Origin of the sequence: Mariniflexile sp. TRM1-10 (assembly GCF_003425985.1) — a bacterium.
Classification (GTDB): Bacteria; Bacteroidota; Bacteroidia; order Flavobacteriales; family Flavobacteriaceae; genus Mariniflexile.
Genome location: NZ_CP022985.1, coordinates 961,009 through 980,672 on the forward strand (window position 1 = coordinate 961,009; position 19,664 = coordinate 980,672).

Annotated in this window: 18 protein-coding genes; 2 read left to right on the forward strand and 16 right to left on the reverse strand. The window is 33.9% G+C overall.

Annotation, left to right across the window (positions count from 1 at the left end; genetic code table 11):
• Positions 1-8: 8 nt before the first annotated feature.
• The 9 genes from CJ739_RS04445 to CJ739_RS04485 form a co-directional block, all read right to left on the reverse strand.
• Positions 9-938 carry a mevalonate kinase family protein gene (locus tag CJ739_RS04445; RefSeq protein ID WP_117172835.1) on the reverse strand — a complete coding sequence of 310 codons (930 nt, stop codon included), beginning with the start codon at positions 936-938 and terminating at the stop codon, positions 9-11.
• Positions 939-1,141: 203 nt separating this feature from the next.
• Complete coding sequence (locus CJ739_RS04450; protein WP_117172837.1) at positions 1,142-1,489, reverse strand: four helix bundle protein; 348 nt, start codon at positions 1,487-1,489, stop codon at positions 1,142-1,144.
• A gap of 53 nt (positions 1,490-1,542) precedes the next feature.
• Positions 1,543-2,658 (reverse strand): diphosphomevalonate decarboxylase, encoded by a 1,116-nt coding sequence (locus CJ739_RS04455; protein WP_117172839.1) that lies wholly within the window; start codon positions 2,656-2,658, stop codon positions 1,543-1,545.
• 1 nt (position 2,659) lies between these two features.
• A complete protein-coding gene (locus CJ739_RS04460; RefSeq protein ID WP_117172841.1) occupies positions 2,660-3,196 on the reverse strand; it encodes a DUF1697 domain-containing protein in 537 nt (178 codons plus the stop codon).
• A gap of 2 nt (positions 3,197-3,198) precedes the next feature.
• The gene (locus tag CJ739_RS04465) at positions 3,199-3,462 is read right to left on the reverse strand and encodes a type II toxin-antitoxin system RelE/ParE family toxin (protein WP_162880126.1); all 264 of its coding nucleotides are present in this window, start codon (positions 3,460-3,462) and stop codon (positions 3,199-3,201) included.
• Complete coding sequence (locus CJ739_RS04470; RefSeq protein ID WP_117172845.1) at positions 3,452-3,703, reverse strand: hypothetical protein; 252 nt, start codon at positions 3,701-3,703, stop codon at positions 3,452-3,454. Before CJ739_RS04470 ends, CJ739_RS04465 begins: the two co-directional genes overlap by 11 nt.
• 60 nt (positions 3,704-3,763) lie before the next feature.
• Positions 3,764-5,005: a BaiN/RdsA family NAD(P)/FAD-dependent oxidoreductase gene (locus CJ739_RS04475; protein WP_117172847.1), complete on the reverse strand. Its 1,242-nt coding sequence runs from the start codon at positions 5,003-5,005 to the stop codon at positions 3,764-3,766.
• A complete protein-coding gene (locus tag CJ739_RS04480; RefSeq protein ID WP_236951597.1) occupies positions 5,002-5,688 on the reverse strand; it encodes a glycerophosphodiester phosphodiesterase in 687 nt (228 codons plus the stop codon). The genes CJ739_RS04475 and CJ739_RS04480 overlap by 4 nt, the downstream gene beginning before the upstream one ends.
• A gap of 205 nt (positions 5,689-5,893) precedes the next feature.
• A complete protein-coding gene (locus CJ739_RS04485; RefSeq protein ID WP_117172850.1) occupies positions 5,894-9,571 on the reverse strand; it encodes a metallophosphoesterase in 3,678 nt (1,225 codons plus the stop codon).
• Between the two features lie 232 nt (positions 9,572-9,803).
• Here CJ739_RS04485 and CJ739_RS04490 point away from each other — a divergent pair, with 232 nt between their 5' ends.
• The gene (locus CJ739_RS04490; protein WP_117172852.1) at positions 9,804-11,000 is read left to right on the forward strand and encodes a Pycsar system effector family protein; all 1,197 of its coding nucleotides are present in this window, start codon (positions 9,804-9,806) and stop codon (positions 10,998-11,000) included.
• Positions 11,001-11,008: 8 nt separating this feature from the next.
• Here the strand turns inward: CJ739_RS04490 and CJ739_RS04495 are convergent, their stop codons facing one another.
• From CJ739_RS04495 to msrB, 7 genes are all read right to left on the reverse strand, one after another.
• Entirely contained in the window at positions 11,009-13,381 is a 2,373-nt protein-coding gene (locus tag CJ739_RS04495; RefSeq protein ID WP_117172854.1) for a GAF domain-containing protein, read from the reverse strand.
• Positions 13,382-13,495: 114 nt separating this feature from the next.
• Positions 13,496-14,362, reverse strand: a complete 867-nt coding sequence (locus CJ739_RS04500) for an acyl-CoA thioesterase (RefSeq protein ID WP_117172856.1) — start codon at positions 14,360-14,362, stop codon at positions 13,496-13,498.
• 228 nt (positions 14,363-14,590) lie between these two features.
• Positions 14,591-15,106, reverse strand: coding sequence for a peptide-methionine (S)-S-oxide reductase (locus CJ739_RS04505; RefSeq protein WP_117172858.1), 516 nt, complete (start codon positions 15,104-15,106; stop codon positions 14,591-14,593).
• Positions 15,097-16,065: an aldo/keto reductase gene (locus tag CJ739_RS04510; RefSeq protein WP_236951598.1), complete on the reverse strand. Its 969-nt coding sequence runs from the start codon at positions 16,063-16,065 to the stop codon at positions 15,097-15,099. The genes CJ739_RS04505 and CJ739_RS04510 overlap by 10 nt, the downstream gene beginning before the upstream one ends.
• A gap of 4 nt (positions 16,066-16,069) precedes the next feature.
• A complete protein-coding gene (locus CJ739_RS04515) occupies positions 16,070-17,632 on the reverse strand; it encodes a protein adenylyltransferase SelO (protein ID WP_117172860.1) in 1,563 nt (520 codons plus the stop codon).
• The gene (msrA, locus tag CJ739_RS04520; RefSeq protein WP_117172862.1) at positions 17,632-18,171 is read right to left on the reverse strand and encodes a peptide-methionine (S)-S-oxide reductase MsrA; all 540 of its coding nucleotides are present in this window, start codon (positions 18,169-18,171) and stop codon (positions 17,632-17,634) included. Before msrA ends, CJ739_RS04515 begins: the two co-directional genes overlap by 1 nt.
• A 75-nt stretch (positions 18,172-18,246) precedes the next feature.
• Positions 18,247-18,690, reverse strand: a complete 444-nt coding sequence (gene msrB / locus CJ739_RS04525; protein ID WP_117172864.1) for a peptide-methionine (R)-S-oxide reductase MsrB — start codon at positions 18,688-18,690, stop codon at positions 18,247-18,249.
• Between the two features lie 490 nt (positions 18,691-19,180).
• On the opposite strand from msrB, the gene CJ739_RS04530 reads away from it, so the two are divergent.
• Positions 19,181-19,603, forward strand: a complete 423-nt coding sequence (locus CJ739_RS04530) for a hypothetical protein (RefSeq protein ID WP_117172866.1) — start codon at positions 19,181-19,183, stop codon at positions 19,601-19,603.
• Positions 19,604-19,664 lie beyond the last annotated feature (61 nt).

Consider the following 19,664-nt stretch of genomic DNA (forward strand, 5'->3'; position numbering starts at 1 on the left):
TAAGCCAATTAAAAATTATAAACCACTTCTAGTTTATAATCCTTTAACGCATGTTTTGCCTTATGTATATCTTCAGTAAATCCTAAGATATAACCGCCACCACCAGAACCACAAAGCTTTAAATAGTATTCGTTGGTTTCAATGCCTTTTTTCCAAAGTTCATGAAATTGAACAGGAATCATCGGTTTAAAATTATTTAACACGACTTTAGATAATCGCTTCGTGTTTTTAAACAACGATTTTATATCACCTTTCAAGAAATCATCCACACAAGCATCGGTATGTTTTATAAACTGGTCTTTAAGCATATTACGAAACCCTTCTTGCTTCATATTCTCCATAAAAATACTAACCATTGGAGCCGTTTCCCCAATAATACCACTATCCAATAAAAACACCGCGCCTTTTCCATCTACTTTTTGTGAAGGAATGCCAGTAGCTTCAATATTATCTTTTGAATTTATAAGAATTGGAATACTCAAATAGCTATTTAAAGGATCTAAACCAGACGACTTACCATGGAAAAAAGATTCCATTTCAGAAAAAATGGACTTTAAAGTCAATAATTTTTCACGCGTTAAATTCTCTAAAACCGTTATCTTGTTATGTGCATAATTATAGTAAATAGCTGCAACTAGGGCGCCACTACTACCTACACCATACCCTTGTGGAATGGACGAATCGAAATACATACCCGCATCTACATCACTCTTTAAAGCATCCATATCGAAAGTTACCAATTCAGGATTGATCTTTTCTAAATAGGCAACAAAACGTTTTAAGTTTTCGTTAGATTTTAAAGTAGCTTCCGACGGGTTTTTGTCTGTTTTTAAAGCACCGTTATAAAAATTATAAGGAATTGATAATCCTTTAGAATCTTTAATGATTCCGTACTCGCCAAAGAGTAGAATTTTAGAGTAAAATAATGGTCCTTTCACTTAATTTAATTAAAAATTAATATTATGAAGTGGTTTAAACTTTTTCCAATTGGCTAAAAAATCGCCCTTTGTTGCCCACTCTACGTCTTTTTATCTTTCCGTAGCGATGCTATGCAACTCTAAAAAGGCTTCGATTGGACAAAAAACGACTGATTTTCGCTTCAATCGAAAAAGTTTAAACCACTTCAATGCAAAGTTAATAATTATTCTTTAGATGATTTTACAATACTAACTAATAATCTCAACATTTCCTGAGATTTAGGTTTAAATGCATCAAATTCTGTTTTAGTTAGAAAATTTGTAGCAAATAATAAATCAATCCAATAATCTGTTTCATTTGCTTCTTTTAAACTTATTGATATTTTATTGATAAAATCCGCCTTACTTTGTGCAAATTCAGCTTCCCTAATGTTAGCCCCTATTGAAGTTCCTGATTTTAAGAGTTGCCTAGACATTACGTATTCTTTCTTGTTGTTCGCTAGATCTTTATAAAGACTTACAATTTCAACTGCAAAAGCAAAACTCTTTTCTTTAATTATATTTTCTTTCATAATGAATAATATTAAAGCTAAAAATAAGCCTTTAATTATTCATTTTTACTTAATTAATTTTTAATTAATTTCGCTCCAAAACCAATTTGGTCGCAAATATAATGCCCGTTTTGACAATATGCAACCAATTCATTTTTAATGAATTTCAAAATTTCTGATGATTCTTTCTTTGGATATAACACATGTACGTTTGCTCCAGCATCTAAAGTAAAACTGATATGTAAACCGGTTTCTTGTCTAAACTCCCATATTTTATTAATAATCTTCAAGGTGTTTGGTTTCATTAAAATAAAATAAGGCATACTGGCCATCATCATAGCATGCAGTGTTAATGCTTCACTTTCAATTAAAGCTATAAAATCGTTTAAATCTCCAGATTCTAAAATGGGTTTTAACTTTTCAAGATTATCATGTGCTTGTTGAAACCTGTTTTTTGCATAAGGGTGGTTGTACATTAAATTATGTCCAACCGTACTGCTTACTTGCTTCTCCCCTTTATCAACCAATAAAATGGTGTCTTGGTACGCTTTAAAATTTTCATGAACCTGATAAGGATATTTTACCCCGAATAAATCACTGCTTCCTTCAATCGCATCGGTTTGTCCCCAAACAATTAAATCGCCTTCAATACTTCTACAGGCAGACCCGGAGCCTAAACGTGCTAAAAAGGATGCTTTTTGATTGAAATAATTTTCATCCACAGGCCTTTCGACTGTGCTCAAGGTGGCATCTGCTTGAATTAATTGTTTTTCAACACTCATTAAGCACAACGCCAATGCGCTCATACCACTTGCCGATGATGCAATTCCTGAACTATGAGGAAAAGTGTTTTTCGTTTCTATTTTGAATTTATAATATCTTAAAAAAGGTAAATAAACTTCAATACGCTCAAAAAAAGTTTGGATTTTTGGTTTGAAATCATCTTTCTTTTCACCATCTAAATACACATCAAATTCAAAATCAAAAGCATTTTCTTTTTTTGAAAAAGTGAGCGTTGTAATCGTTTTACAATTATTTAGTGTAAAACTTATGGATGGGTTTTCAGGGATTTGGTCTTTCTTTTTTCCCCAATATTTTACCAACGCAATGTTACTGGGCGATTCCCAAGTTACCTTTCCGCTTTCAACCGTTTTTGAATATGCTTTAGGAATAAATTGTTGTTCAGTCATTCTAATTTAAATCTGAAGACAAAGATAATAGTTTTACCATGGTTTTGTAGTTTCTTGCGGTTCCAGTAACTTTTAACTTGCGTTCATAGGTATTCATATTAAACTTTGTTCGTCCGTAACCTGTTGAGGAATAAAAATAAAGACAGTCATTTTTAATGACAACTTCTTCATTTTCATAAATCATTTCTTGAGTTTTTTCAATTAAATGTTCATCAGGAATGTTACTTAAAAGTATAAAATAACAGTGCTCTTTCTTTTCTTCTGAAAAAGGACACCTATCAAAAATTGCTTGTAACTCATTATTGGTTTTTACTATGACTGAAACTTCAAAACCAAAATGACTATGTATAAGTTTTTGAATTTCTGTTTCTAATTCGGACGCCTTTTTTGAAGATTGAAAAATAATATTCCCACTCTGAATATAAGTTTGAACGTTTTGAAAACCTGCATTTGTTAACAAATCACGTAATTCTGACATGGGCACTTTTTTGTGTCCACCAACATTGATACCTCTTAAAAGTGCGATGTAAGTTGGCATTATTAGAAATCTTGATTTTGGTTGAGAATTCTTAAAATAACAATGCGCTCATGGTAAATTGTATAGTGAATTGAAAAATTGAAATGTTCTAAATTTACAATTCTCACATTTTTATATCGTAATTGAAATGCTTTGGGCATCAAACAAATGACACGTAAATGATTGAACAAATCATCCATAAAAGATGTTTCCTTGTTATATAATTTGAAATAGCACATTGCTCTATAAAGTTCTTTATCTGCTTCTTTGGAAATTTCATAATTCACGCCCATAACGTTTTAAAACTTCTGTAATTGGCATGGTTTCCAATGTTCCATTTTCCATTCTATTCAACATATCATCCATCATTTTTTTGTATTCTTCGGATGGTTCGCTGTAACGCATTGCCGTATCTTCCAAAGTATATTCAATATAATTTTTTAGTGAGCGTTTTTGTAGTTTCGCTTGATTTTCAAGAATTTCAATAGCTTTATCATCTAACTCTATTAATTTTTTTGTTTTTCCCATGATGTAAAAAAGTGTATATATCAAATATATACATTAAATATATATTATGCAATATAAAAATTATTCTGAAATTGATCTAGCAGCAATATATGCCCCTGTCCATGCATTTTGAAAATTAAAACCTCCTGTTATGGCATCTACATTAATCACTTCGCCTGCAAAATAAAGGTTCTTATGAAGTTTACTTTCATAGGTTTTAAAATTAATTTCTTTTAATTCGACGCCACCAGCAGTAACAAATTCTTCTTTAAACGTGCTTTTTCCATCCACCTGAAAAATGGCTTGCGTAAGTTGTGATGCTAAACTTTCTAACTGGCTTTTATTTAAATCTGCCCAACGGGTTTCTTGATTCATATTAGACGCCAATACCAATTTTTGCCACAAACGTTTAGGCAAGTCAAACTGAGTTGATTTGAGCACTGTTTTTTTGGCTAAATCGTGTTTTAGTGTTTTTAAAATATCTAAACAATCTTCAAACGTTTGTTTTATAAAATTAACTTCAATTTGAAATTTATAGTCTCGTTTTGCTAATTCTATAGCGCCAAAAGCTGATAATTTTAAAATGGCTGGTGCGCTCATTCCAACATGCGTAATAAGTAATGGTCCATCACTCCATAAATCGGTTCCTAAAACTTTAACCTCGACATTTTGAACTACAACTCCGGGAATACCCTTGATACGTTCGTCTTTAATATCAAATGTAAATAATGAAGGAACAGGTTGTGAAATACTATGACCCAAGCTTTCTAAAAGATTCCAGATTTTAGGATTACTTCCTGTTGCTATTAATAATTTTTTGCAAGAAAAAATAATGTCTTTTGTTGAAATTTCAAAACCATTTGACTGCACTTCGACAAGCTCAGTGTGACACGTTCGAGGAGAGATTGTAGTCACACTTTGATTATATAAAACCTCAACCTTATGTTTTTTGGCTTCATTTAAAAAACAGTCAATAATCGTTTGTGACGTATTTGACACTGGAAACATTCTACCATCTTCTTCAATCTTCAATGCAACGCCTCGTTTTTCAAACCATTCAATGGTATCGCCCGTCATAAATTGATGAAAAGGCCCTAGCAATTCCTTTTCGCCACGTGGATAATTTTTTATGAGTTCTTGGGGAATAAATTCGGCATGCGTTACATTACATCTTCCACCTCCAGATACTTTCACCTTTTGCAAGCCTTCTTTCCCGCGTTCAAGAATCGCTACTTTTAAAAGTGGATTTTGTTCTGCAATGTTAATAGCTGCAAAAAAACCTGCAGCTCCACCACCAACAATAATCACATCTTTTTCAATCATAGTCTCTCAGGGAAGTCTGAAATAATACCATCTACCCCATAAGATTTTATTCGTTTTATGGGTTTTAAGTTGTTTACCGTAAAAGTGAATACTTTAAAATCTTCCTTTAATTTTTCGACAATCTCTTGGGTCAACATGGTGTAATCGGGATGAATGGAAACCGCATTTATAGTTTTTGCAAAATTTACAGCTTCATCCAAATTAGTATCGGTAATCACTCCTAAAGGAATATTTGGGTTTACTTTATGAACCGTTTCCAATAAGTTCGTTTGAAAACTGGAAACTATAATATTTTTATATTCCCAACCTTTTTTCTCAACAAAAAAAGCGATTAACCGACTTGCTTCGTCAGCCGTATCGTGTCCTTTTAGTTCTATATTTAACAAACACTTATTGTTTACAAAAGTTAAAACTTCAGACAAGGTTGGTATTTGGCAGTGTCCTTTGACTTCAACACGCTTTAATTGGTTCAATGTATATTTTGAAACCTCGCCAGAAGTATTCGTCATTCTGTCTAATGTGAAGTCATGAAACACCACTAACTGTCCCGATGCACATCTATGTACATCTATTTCAATACCATCGACACCTAAACTCAAAGCTTTTTTAATAGATTCTAAAGTGTTTTCGGCTAAATGCCCTTTAGCTCCTCGATGACCTATGCGTAATATGTTTTTATCCACTTTATAATTCTTATTAAAAATATTTTGACAAATTTAACATTAATAAAGTGGTTTTTAATGCATAAGTAATTAATCTTAATAGTGAAGTGATTTAAACTTTTCACAATTGGCTAAAAATGGTTCTTTTTTTGTCCATGAACCAGCTACTCAGGCTTAAATTTTTCATTTCAATCAGAAAAGTTTCAACGAGTTCAATAGAAAACTATCAAAAACCAAACCCTAATTTAAATGCTAGAAGCAATCCATCATGACTATGAAATGCCGAAAAATTTCCCGTAACCATATTTGCTGCATTAACAAAAATACCGCCACCCACAGAGGTATTCCATCTATCGGAATCATCATCTTTAACCCAAACCCTACCGTAATCGGCGCCACCATACAAACCAATATTTAACGGCAATAGCCCAGTTTTTACTTTACGCAAATTTAAACGTAAGTCGGTACTTTGCACAAACGCAGTTTTACCTGTAAAACGTTCGTTTCTATAACCTCTTAACCCATTGTTTGCACCAATATTTGCTGCTTGATAAAATTCGAAATCATCGCCTAAATTAATCTGCGCTTTAAGTTTGCTAGCCAAAACCAGTTGTCCACTTGGTAATAATTTATAATCGAAAGCGATTTCTGGGATGATATAACCAAACCCTTTTGAGGTATCAACATTATTTTTATATCCTGCTTCAAAAGCGACCAGCATCCCTAAGGTAGGAAAGGCTTCATTATCGGAATTTGAATACTGGTACTTCGTCTGAATTCCATAAAAACCATTGCTAACTTCTATTATGTCGTTTAATACCAGATTGATAAAGCGTCCTTCAGTTTCTTCAACTTCATTATGCTCATAAGATACTCCAACTTCAAAACTAGCACCAAAACGCCCTCGCCAAATTAAAGAAGGCGCCACTTTAAACAAACTAATTTTTACACGGTTATAATCTAAACCGACGTCTAAACCATCATTCTCATCTGCTTCATAATTTGGTGTTTCATTTCCAAAACCAAAGAAATTCATTGCAAAATTAGGGCTTGTAAAATGTGCTTTCAAACCTAAATTCATGTTGCCTACCACATTAGCAAACTCTCCTTTATAATGTAAATCGAAACCTTCTGTAGCGAAATAATAAGCCCCAGAAAGTGTGTGTTGTGACGTAAACGGATTGCGCTCGAAACCGTATTTAGTAAACGTATTTGACAACCCTATTTTAAAACCATCATCTGGATTAGCGCCTATGGTTGGAATGAGCTGATTGGTATTGTTTTTTAACTTTTTATAATCGTATACATTGGTTTCGTAATCATCGGTTAATTTCACATTTCCGTTGGTAGTTTTAAATGTATTTTCTTTGGATTTGTAATCGTAAATTTTAACTTTTTTTCCGTTTAAAATATCGTAGGTATCATTATTTTGACCGCCAATTAACCGTATTTTAATGAGCATATCGGCTTCACCTGAAACATTAAAAACATCGTCGTCGTCCAACCCATACACCCAAATTTCATTGGTATCATTACAATTATATGTGCGTTGATGAAACACATCTGCCTTTTCTCCTTTTTTAATACGATATGCAGTCACTTTTGTATTGCCATTTGGCAGGCGTTCAATTTCAAACCAATCGTCTTTACTTGTTCCTTTTACAATACCAAACTTGTTTATATGATTGTAATAAGCGTCCGAAATTTTTTGAAGATTACTGCGCCTTCCTCGAAGTTTTAATTTGATATCTTGAATGGTTTCGTCCTGCACTTCCTTTGGAAAATTGGCAAATGTTTTATCTATAACTTCATCAGTTAAATTATCTACTATTTGCTTCACTTGCGCGTTCCAAACCTTGCGATCCGACTGGTTAATCAGTGCCATATCCAACGGATAAGGCTCCAAATTAAACCACTTCGGGTTCTTTAAATCCTCATCATAGGATTTCATTAATCGCAACCCAGGAATTACCGAGGTGGCAAAACCCAACAAGACACCATCTGCCATTTTAGAAAATACTTGATCCCTATCTCTGGGAACAGGTCGGTACATTGTTTTTCCGCTTTCTTTAAATGCTGCCCAACGCCATTGGTCTTCGTGCCTATCCCAATCGCCAATAAGCATATCGAACAAACGTGCTCGAATATAAGCCGCTTCGTCCAAAACAAAATCTTCATCTTTATTAATCTTTTTCAACAAATCATCGGTACTAATCATAGTATTCGAAAACCCAAAACTTGCTTTATCACCATGTCCGTCATCGGTACGCTCTTCAATCATATATAACTCATCACCAAACTCATCGTTAAAAATGCCAATTGCTTTTTGTTTTGGCACATAATACAGCACAGGATTTGTATGGTAAACACCCACAGCATCAGCTAAAGTGCCCACCACAAATGGTGCATACGGGTGCGAACCTGTAAAAACGTCCTGTAGCAAGCCTTCGGTGTAAGTATCTTCAAACTCGCCTTCAATATATTGATCTTTAAAAGCTACTGCTTGTAAATACTGAATGGCATTTTTCCGAAGGGCGCGCATAACGTATTCCCTACCTTGCTTGTCTTTTAATCGCAGCGATTTAGATTGGTGTCCTCCTCCTTTTCTAATGGGAGTCAAGCCGCCAAAAAGCGTATCTAAATCTACTATTGGCGCTTTAACTTCTGTACCGTAATAGTTTCGAAAACGTTCTCCCCAAATCGTTCTATATACGCCTCCTTTAGTGATTTCTTCTTTTTTATAAATAGACGCTGTTTTTTCCTTTGGAAATGATGCTGGATAATTAGTAGCTTCTCCTCCCTTATCTTTTGAAAGCACGTCTGTTTGAAACACCACGTTGCCATCTTCAGCCGAAAAAAAACGAACTTTGGAAGAACCATCTGTATAAACATCCAATATGGCATAACCAGGTGTTGCATAAGAAAATTGCCCTTTTCCCACATTTCGAGTGGCTGAAATTTTAGATCCTGAACCACTTATAATTTGCGGTAAATTATCTTGAAATATATACTGCAAGTTATGATCGTGTCCCGAAACAAAAATGACCTTGTCATTTTCTTGAGATAGGGTAATGACGCGTTTTCTAAAGGTGTTGTACAGCTTATTTTGCACATCTACAGTTGTAACCCCTCCTGTTTTTCTTACGAGATTTTTTAGTGTTCCAAGTACTGGAAATGGTTTTAAATGGCTTGAAAATGAATATTGCCCACCATGCGAACCATTCGTAAACATAGGATGGTGCACAGCTATTAGCGTTGTTTTTCCTTGCGCTTTTTTAATTTCGCCTTCAAGTTCATCAAAAAACTTGGTTCTGGTTTTTATGTCACAATCGTCGTTAATGGTCGGATAGTTATCCCAATCGGCTAAATACCATTCCGAATCTATAATAATTAATACGACATCATCCGAAATGTCTACTTTTTCAATTGGGCAACCGTTTTCGGGCAAAAAAGTGTTTTTGCCTAATTTATCTTCAATAAAATCTTCTTGTCGTTTTAAACCTTTAATACCAGAATACCAGTCGTGATTTCCGGGAATAAAAATGGTTTTTCCTTTAAAATTTTTAACCGCTGCTGTTTGTATATTCAATTGATGTTCTGCAAATGCCCTACTTTGATGATTTTTTTTTGGTAAGCCTTTCGGATATACATTATCACCTAAAAAAATAGCCGTACTGTGTTCTGTAGCTTTACTTAGTGCGTTTTTAAATGCTTCCAACGCTTTTGAGGAAGTGCCTAAAGGTGAGTTTCCAGCATCACCAATTAAGTAAAATGAGTAGGCAATGTCTTTTTGGAGCAAATCTTTTTCCCGGTTTGAATCCTTGTACTGTGGATGATAAGTAGCACAAGCATTCAAAAATATAGCGGCGATAAAAATGGCAATTATTCTTATTTGAGAAGTCATTTGGTCAGTTTTATATTTTTGATAAAGATAGATTATCGCTAACTATCTTAAAATTTGTTTAGACAAAAATTAATGCGTTTGCTAGCATCACTTCATTCAGTAGATATCATTTAAGCCTCCTTACAAAACTAAATTATTGAAACGAGAAAGCATTGCCTAAATTTACGACAAATAAACACGAATGTTTAAATTCATCAAAGTTTAGTATTTTTACTTTAAATCGTAATCTCTTATGGATAATCTTATTGCTGAAGTCGAAAAACACGTCATTCATTTATTAAATGAAAAACTAAGTAGCCACTATATTTACCACAATTTGGCACATACGCAACTTGTCGTTGAAAAGGTCAAAGAATTATCTGACTTATCAAATTTAAGTGATTCTGAAAAAGAAATATTGGTATTAGCTGCTTGGCTTCATGATACGGGTTATACTGAAGGTATAGAAAAACACGAAGAGAAAAGCATTTCTATTGCTGAAGATTTTTTAAAGAACCACAATGCTTCTGAAGATACTATCAAAGCTGTTAAGGATTTAATTTTAGCTACAGTAATGGGATACGAACCCAAAAATATAAGCGAGAAAATTATTCGTGATGCCGATTTTGCCCACATTGGAAGCAAAGATTTTGGAGATGCTACAGAATTACTTAGAAAAGAATGGGAACTTACTTGTGATAAAACTTTGACGGATGCCGAATGGTTAGAAGAGAACATTCATTTTTTAACCAACAACCATCGGTTTTATTCCGAAGCAGCTTCAACAAATTGGACTGCAACGAAAACAAAAAATTTATCGCGATTATTAAAGCTTCAAAATAAGATAAAGCAAGATTCCGTTAAACTTAAACAAAAGAAAACAGAATTAAGTTTTAAAAAAAACAAAGCTGAATTGCCCGAACGCGGTATAGAAACCATGTTTAGAGTCACTTTAAGAAATCATATCACTTTAAGCAACATAGCCGATACTAAAGCTAATATCCTCCTATCGGTAAATGCCATAATTGTGTCATTGGTTTTATCAAATTTGGTTTCTAAATTAGATAATGCCTCAAATAAATATCTCATTATACCAACAATTATTTTTGTACTCTTTACGGTAGCTTCTATTATTTTGTCCATTTTAGCGACACGTCCAAATGTTACCAGCGGAAAGTTCACAAAAGAAGACGTTGCCAATAAAAAAGTAAATTTATTGTTCTTTGGAAATTTCCACAAAATGAGTCTAGCAGATTTTGAGTGGGCTATGGGAGAAATGATGCTAGATAGAGAGTATTTATACGCTTCTATGAAAAAGGATTTATATTTTCTTGGATTGGTTTTAGATAAAAAATATAAAATACTTAGGTTAACCTATAGCGTATTCATGATTGGTATTATTATAAGCGTTATTGCTTTTACCATCGCATTTAACCTTAATACTCGCTAAGAGACTGTTTAAGCTTTAATTTCTCTAATTAAATCGTCGTAGGTATAAAACGCTTTGTCTTTTTTGTCTTTGTGGTACAGTAAACTAACGCGAATCGCTTTCAATCCAGTTACTGCTTGCAAATCCTCCAATTCAACAATTTCCACATCATCATCTAAATAATTTTTCGATTGTAAAAATTTAATGTAGCGTAAGTATTCTTGTTCGTCTTGTTTTTGGGAATAAATAATGCTTATTTTTCCTTTTTGGGTGACACGCTCTTGGGTTCCTTTTATAAATGCTTTATCAACACGTTTTTTTACAATTTGGTACCGCGCATTATAAGTACCGTCTACATCAAACTGCTTTTCATCCATTCTAAAACTAATGGATAATGGCTGATTGAACACTAAAATCATGGAAGCCACATCTAAACCAATAGGAAAGGTAGGTTGCATTTGGTAATAAGCATTTTCCATTTCGCACATCACCTGCAGTTGCCACAATCTTAAATTATATAAATAAATAGGATTGAAACTTTCTTCTTTAGTAATAGCTTCACCTATATACATGTTGTGTTCTACGCCATCTGTTTTAAAGCGTTCAAAATAATGTGGATACATTTTTTGTGCCTCTTCTTGTTTTTTATCTAGCAGCGAAGCCATTTTTTTGTTGATACTAGAAATTGTATTGTCATAGTTTTCTCTATGCTTATAAAAAGTACCAACCTTAGCTTCAATCGATTCTTTATATACATTGATAATGGCATGCAATACTTCAAATTTTGATAGATGTTCTAATAAGGGATTGATGTCATGTTTTAAAAATCCTGTAATTTGTTGTTCGCTATCTACCTGGAAATGGGCATCTAATCCTTCTAAATAATTATCTATTTGAAATATAAACTGCTCATATATAGGAAATTGCTCTTCTTTAAAAGCTTCATTCAGAATGATTTTTACTTCATTAAGCTGTAACATTAAATCCTGCTGCGTTGCCCAATTTCTTGCTTCAGAAGACCCTTTGATATCAATTTGTCCATATAATGGATAAATGTCTTCAAACGAAATTTTGTTAAATACCGCTTGATTGCCGTTAAATTGTTCTTTTATAAAGGTTTTTGCTTCTTTTTCGAATTTCCAATGCACACTTGGATGAATAGATGTACATTCTTGTTGAATGACAGCTTCAATTAAATTCTCCTCTTCTCTTTTTGAGCGTAAAACTGCAGACACGATATATGGCATCACATCATTTAGCTTATTAGCATTGATGCTATTCAAAACTTTGGGTTCAGGTGAAACGATTTCTAATACCCCTAGTAAATCATCACCATCGGCAATGGGTGCTAAAATAACGCTTTTAATGCCTTGGTTTTTAAAAGTCTCCAACTGTGGCGCCCGTCCTTGAGAACACTCGCACAGCCTATCTACATCGGATACCGCATAGAATTTCTTTTCCTTTAGTAATTTATCATAAGAACCATGACATAAAGCCTGCTTGCACGGTTTTGGCTCATCGCTATTAATTAAAAAACTGCTATTGCCCATACCAAGAACGGATTCAAAAAGACCGTCTTCCTTATTGTATACCGAAAAACCTACCTTTATGTTTTTAATACCTAAAAGCGATTGAAATGTTTTGTGAAAGTTTTCTATAAAATCTTCATCGACACATTCTTCATCTATAATAAGATTAGATTTGATGTTTGAAATAGACTGATCGTCTGTGACATCAAAAATGTTTGATATTACAAAACCTTTGAACAAATAACTATTGGGCGGAAATTTTTCTTTCCAAAGCGCGATGTTATCAAAATTATCCAACAACTCATCATAATCTTCTTGGGTAATTTTTTTAGCGCTTTCGGTTGGTGTTATTTCACAAAAATCGGCATTATATAAAATTTTATAATAGCGTAAAATGCCATGCTCATCAGGAATTTCATAAAAAAACGGGCGTTTTAAATTTAAATTATAGCCATAGCAGAAATTTAAAATAACTATACAGGTGATAATATACGTATCATCTTCTGGCATGTTTTTAATTTGCAAGACAAAATCATCTCCAGCATGTTTGATAATATTTTTAAAACGGTTGGACGTATTGAATACTATATTTTGAAATGGTATGGATGCCGTTTTAATTTCGTTATTGGTTAAAATAGGACTAAAGGTATCCTGCAGAATAACTTCTATAGGTTTTTTATAGGTTTCTAGCAACGATAACTCTGTAAATCCCGCTCTTAATTCAGGATAGGGTTTCTGAATTTCTAGAATTCGTTTGGCTTTGGCTGCAACAAACTCATCATCGCTATTAACAAGCGCCTCGTAAGTTTTAAGAAGTTCATTAAAACTTATTTTAAAAATCATTGGCGATTCAAGATGCTCGTATTGGTCCATGCCTTTAAATTTAAGAATTGTAAAAATACAAATTAATTCAGTTAGTCTTAAACATCTTAAATTAATTACAACATGTAAAAATTATTAAGTAATGAACTCGTTTGAACGAGTTCATTACTTAATAATTGGTCGCATTAAGCCTTCTTGAGCTACCGAAGCTATCAATTTCCCGTCTCTGGTAAATATATTTCCTCGGGCAAAACCTCGGGCATGGGAAGCACTTGGAGATTCCATAGAGTACAACAACCAATCATCAAAATCAAAATCTCTAAAATACCACATAGAATGGTCTAAACTTGCCGTTTGCGTATTGCCCCAATGTGCTTTACTGGCATGCGGGTAAAGCACCGAACTTAAAATATTATAATCTGAAATATAGGTTAATATTTGCTGTTTTGTAGCTAAATCCAAGTTCTTTGCATCACCTTTCAACTTAAACCATACATCGCTGAATGGTGGTAAATCTTTCTTGTCCAAAGGATTTACTATCTCGGTTGGCTTAAATTCAATAGGACGCTCAATTTCAAAAAAAGCTTTAAGACTTTTTGGTAAATAATCTCCAAATTGCTGAAGAATGTCTGTCCAACTCAACAAATCTTCAGGTTGTTTTAAACTAGGCTTCATCGCTATTTGATGATCATAGCCTGCCTCCTTTTTATGAAACGATGCCGATAATATAAAAATGGTTCTTTCCTTCTGATGTGCTGTAACCCGACGTACTGAAAAACTACCACCATCCCTTACAATGCTTACGTTATAGGTAATGGGCAACTCTAAATTACCAGCTTCCAAAAAATAGGAATGCATCGAGTGCAATACCCTATTGTTGGTTATTGTTCTACTAGCAGCATGAATGGCTTGCGCCAATACCTGGCCTCCGAAAACAATGGGACTACCAATGGTTTTACTTACGCCGTTAAATTCAGTATTGCTAATCTTTTCTAAGACTAATAGACTTAATAAATCGTTTACTGTGGTCATATAAATATTTTAATGGATTATTTTAGTACATGACAAAAATAAAGCGTGTCACATTGAGTGTAATCGAAATGCAATTAAAAGCAACATTTCCAATGTCTTCGACTGCGCTCAGACTGACATCTGAATATATTTGAATTTTTGTCATGTACTAAATGGATGATTACAAAAATACATTAGATCAGTTTTTAAAAATAATAAGAGACTGCCTAAATCCTGCTACATCCGCTTTTACGCTATCAAATGCTTTAACTTTTCCATATTGGCTTGTTTGGAAAATCGTTCCAATACCAATTTTAACTTCGGATTGATAAATGTTTCACAAAAGGGTTTTTCAGGATTCTTTATATAGTAATTTTGTATGTCGTCTCTAGACGCTTTAAAGGAATGAAACGGATACACTTTGGTTATTAATTTGTTGTCAAATTCCTTTTGAAAATTATTTATAATGGCTTTTGATTGCTGATTTTGTGCTTCTGAAAACGTATAAATTGCTGAACGATATTTTGTTCGCATGGAATGATTGCTCGTACTTTTATGTGTATACAAATGAATTTCGACGAGCGTTTCTAATGAAATTATTTCAGGCTTAAAATGAACAATCACAGCTTCTGAAAATGAGGCATTTTCATCAATAGATGCAACATAACCTTGTTCTACTTTTTCAATACCTAGCAACGATTGAAAAACAGCTTCTGTACACCAATGGCAACCGCCTCCTAATGCTATTTTAGAAATTAATTCCATTGTAATTGCTTGCGTTCGTTCCAATAAGCTACGGGTTCAACACTAAAGCTTTTTAACAAAACCATGTCTTCTTCATTTAAAATAATCGTGTTCGCTTTTAGATTTTCCTGTAACTGATTAACGGTACTTGCTCCGCTTAAAACCATACTTTCAGGAATGGTTGCATTGCAAAATTGTAAAGCGATAGCATCTACCCCAACATCATATTTATATGACAAATTTTCAAGTGCACTATATAAATTATGATATGTTGGAAAGTTTTTATTTCTAAAAATCCTACCATTTGCCAAAGCTTCTTTAACAATTAATTGTTTGTCCTCTTGTTTTAATTGAGCACTAATACTTAAAATACTTTGGTCTAAAATATTATAGGTACTTTGAAAGGTATCGAACAAAGATCTACCATCAACAGAAACTTCTAAAGCCTTTTTAATAACCTCAACTTGGTTATCACCTGTTGTTGAAATTCCGATTTTTATTTGGTACTCCCTTTTCAAATAAGCCAATTCATTTAAAACTTCGGCATTTTCCAAAACTCCCGTTTCTAAAGTTGCTGAATGGATTTGATAGGTGGTTAAAAAAGGCAATAGCTTTTTAGATACTTGCCATTGCTCTTTTAATTTAGAAATACTATGCTCTTTCACTTCGTGAATTATAGCATTTTTATCAAAATTGGCTGTGTAGGTGTACCCCCATTTTGTTCCTATTTGAATGTTTTTATCATTTTTGTCTGCTAACCAATCTATCAGTAACGCTTCAGCTAATCCATAACCCGGTGCAGTATCGAAATAACGAACCCCTAAATTATAAGCAGCATCCAATACCTTAAACCCATTGACTTTAAGCTCATTGACATCGCTTTTTACTACGGTATTGGTCCTTACATTAATATAATGCGGCCTTCCAATAGCCGCCATTCCTAATCCTAAATTCACTATTGTTTTTTTACTGAATGACATTTATTTACGAACTACACGATAACATGGAGCAACCTATTTTATGTCGTGCCCAATCGGGTCGTTTGGCAAACCATTTTTCATATTTAGGCTGTTCGTCATATGGTTTTTTAAGCATTTGAAATAATTCATCAATTAACTTATACTCACCTTTATCGGCATCATCAATAGCTAATTGTGCCATATAATTCCGGAGCACGTATTTTGGGTTGACCAAATCCATTTTTTCTTTTCGTTCTTCGGAATTTGTTTGTTCTTGTCCCAAACGCTCGGCATACCGCTGAAACCACGCTTCCCATTTTTGTTGAATTTCCGCGGTTATTTCTGTTGGAATATAAAAAGCATCTTTAACAACATCCAATCCTTCGGAAGCTTTTTCAATATTGAAATCACTTAATTTTCTAAAGAAGATGGTCATATCGGTTTCTGTGAGCAACAAATTATCTTCCAAATCTTGAACTAATGAGGCATCAAAAACATCTTCAATTTCCAATCCTAATTTAGAACGCATCATTTCTAAAGACTTCACTTCGAAATCTGCTTTATATTGGTCTAAAATACGTTCAAGTGCTTCTGCATCTTCAATTAAAGGAAAGAGTGCGTTTGCTAATTTATATAAATTCCACAACCCAATGTTTGGTTGGTTGCCATAACGGTAACGTTTATGTTGGCGATCGGTCGTGTTGGGCGTCCATCCAAAATCGAAGCCTTCCAACCAACCGTAAGGTCCATAATCTATAGTCAAACCAAGGATGGACATATTATCGGTATTCATCACACCGTGTACAAAACCGACCCGTTGCCAGTGAATAATCATATCCAAAGTCCGTTGCATCACTTCCTTAAAAAAAGCTAAATATGTGTCTTTTGAAGGTTCGCCCAAATCACTAAAAAAATACTTAATCGTATAATCTACCACCGTTTTTAAAGTGTTGAAATCTTGTCGAGCAGCAAAAATTTCGTAGTTGCCAAAACGTAAAAAAGATGGTGCCACTCTGCAAACAATCGCACCTTTTTCATATTCTGAATTACCATTATACATGACATCCCGCAAAACGGCATCACCCGACAATGCCAACGATAAGGCCCGGGTAGTTGGCACACCCAAATGGTGCATGGCTTCACTACACAAATATTCTCTAATTGATGAACGCAATACTGCCAACCCATCGGCAGTTCGGGAATAAGGTGTTTCCCCTGCTCCTTTTAATTGAAGTGCCCAACGTTTATTGTTATGCTCAACTTCTACTAAATTAATAGCGCGTCCATCACCTAATTGTCCTGCCCAATTTCCAAATTGATGCCCACCGTAGCACATGGCATAAGGCGCAGTATTTGGTAAAATTGCGTTCCCTGTAAATACTTCTAGAAATTCCTTAGTTTGTGAATCTTCTTTTGAAAGCCCTAAATTTTCCAACATTTCGGGCGACACGTGAAGCAATTCCGGTTTTGTAGTTTGTTTTGGATTCACATAAGAAAAACAGGCTTTTTCAACCTGCCTTCTTGTATTTTCAAGAATAGGATCTGAGGGTAATTCTTTATTAAATGTGTCTTTTATATTCAGTTTCATCATTTTAATCTATCTCCGTACAATTTTCTAAGTTTCGCCAATTTTGGCGTAATGACAAAATTACAATAGCCCTGTTCTTTATTGTTGCTATAATAATTTTGATGATAATCTTCGGCTTTATAAAATATTTCCAAAGGACTTATTTCGGTAACTATGGGGTTATCATAATAGTCAGCCACTTTTTCTATGACAGCTTCAGCTATTTGCTTTTGCGCTTCGTCATGATAATAAATAACCGAACGGTATTGTGTACCAACATCAGCTCCTTGTTTATTCATCGTTGTAGGGTCGTGGGTGGTCATGAAAATAAACAAGATATCTTCATAAGAAATAATGTTCGCATCAAATGTTATTTGAACCACTTCGGCATGCCCCGTTAATCCAGAACAAATTTCGCGATATGTTGGATGCCCAGGCGCATCGCCTCCAGAATATCCCGACACTACTTTTTCAACACCTTTTAATTCTTGGAAAACTGCTTCTGTACACCAAAAACAACCGCCACCGACTGTTGTTACTTGTAAATTTTTGTTTGTCATTATATTACCCTTCCGTCTTTCAACTTAAAAAAGTTGAAATCCACCTTCCCTCAAATTAAGGGAAGGAATTAATTGTTATTTTTCTAATACCATGGATTCTGAATTGATGCAATATCGCAATCCGCTAGGTTCTGGTCCATCTGAAAATACATGACCTAAATGGGCATCACAGGTATTACACATAACCTCAACACGAACCATACCATAGGCGGTATCTCTTTCGTACTTAATAGCATTTGGCTTTATGGGTTGTGTAAAACTGGGCCACCCCGTACCAGAACTAAATTTAATAGTAGAATCGAACAACGGTGTACCACAACACACACAATTGTATTGCCCTTCATCATAAATACTACAAAGAGCACCACTATGCGGAGGTTCTGTACCTTTTTGCCTTGTTATTCTAAATTGTTCTGGAGTTAATATTTCCTTCCATGCATCCTCTGTTTTTTCAACACGTTTGTCTGGTGTTGGGTTTCCTTTTATAGTGAAATTGATAATTTCTTTCCAAGTTAGCATAGCAATGTTTCCTTTCTTTTTAAATTATTTTCAATATGCCTTTCAATCGTAAATAAGTCGGAAGTTATTAAAAAAACTTTCGTTTTTTATTTGCTACGACCAGTTGGAATAAGAGCTCTTCTTGACTTTTTCTATTTCCTAAAACCTGCCTGCCGGCAGGCAGGCAGGAATGGCTAAAATTCGTCCATATTTCGTTACTTTTTTTATACGTAGTGGTGCTATGTCTTTCAAAAAGTGCCTCATCTCTACAAATTTTATCTCATTTTCGGTTAAAAACAAAAAGTCAAGATGTGTTCTAAGCATCTATAAATCTACAACAAATAATTTACTTCTGATGATTTCCAAATACTTCAATCCTCTATTTTAAATGAAACACCAACCTATTGAAAAAATACAATAATTTAAAAATACACAAACATTTAACTTAAAAACAGATGATATAATAATTTTTACTACTTTTATTTAAATATAACCAACTAAAACCATTATTATGTTTTCAAAATCAAATTTAATTTCTACGCTAGTTACCACGCTTTGGGGCTTTTTTGGAGGGTGGCTAATTTGGGGGATCATTGGAGACCCCATACTTAAAGAACATATTCCAACCGATGGTTTGATAAAAGAAATTCCCGATATGCCACTTTTGGCATTAGGCTGTTTAATTGTAGGATTTGCATTTTCTACGATGTACTCTAAATGGGCTAGTGACACACACAGTGTATCTATTGGTGCTAACTTCGGGGTATGGCTAGGTATTTTAATTGGCTTGGGTGATGGTTTGATAGATAACGCTACAGCTAATATTATTGATTTATCTGGAACGCTCATAAATGCGGTTCTTTATATTGTTCATTTTGCTATCATGGGCATTTTAGCTAGTTTAGTTTATAGCAAATTTAGCTCTGGGAATTAGATTCATTTTAAAATTGTGCCTAATTCAATTGAAAAAAAAAAGCTGTTGCGTAAATATACAC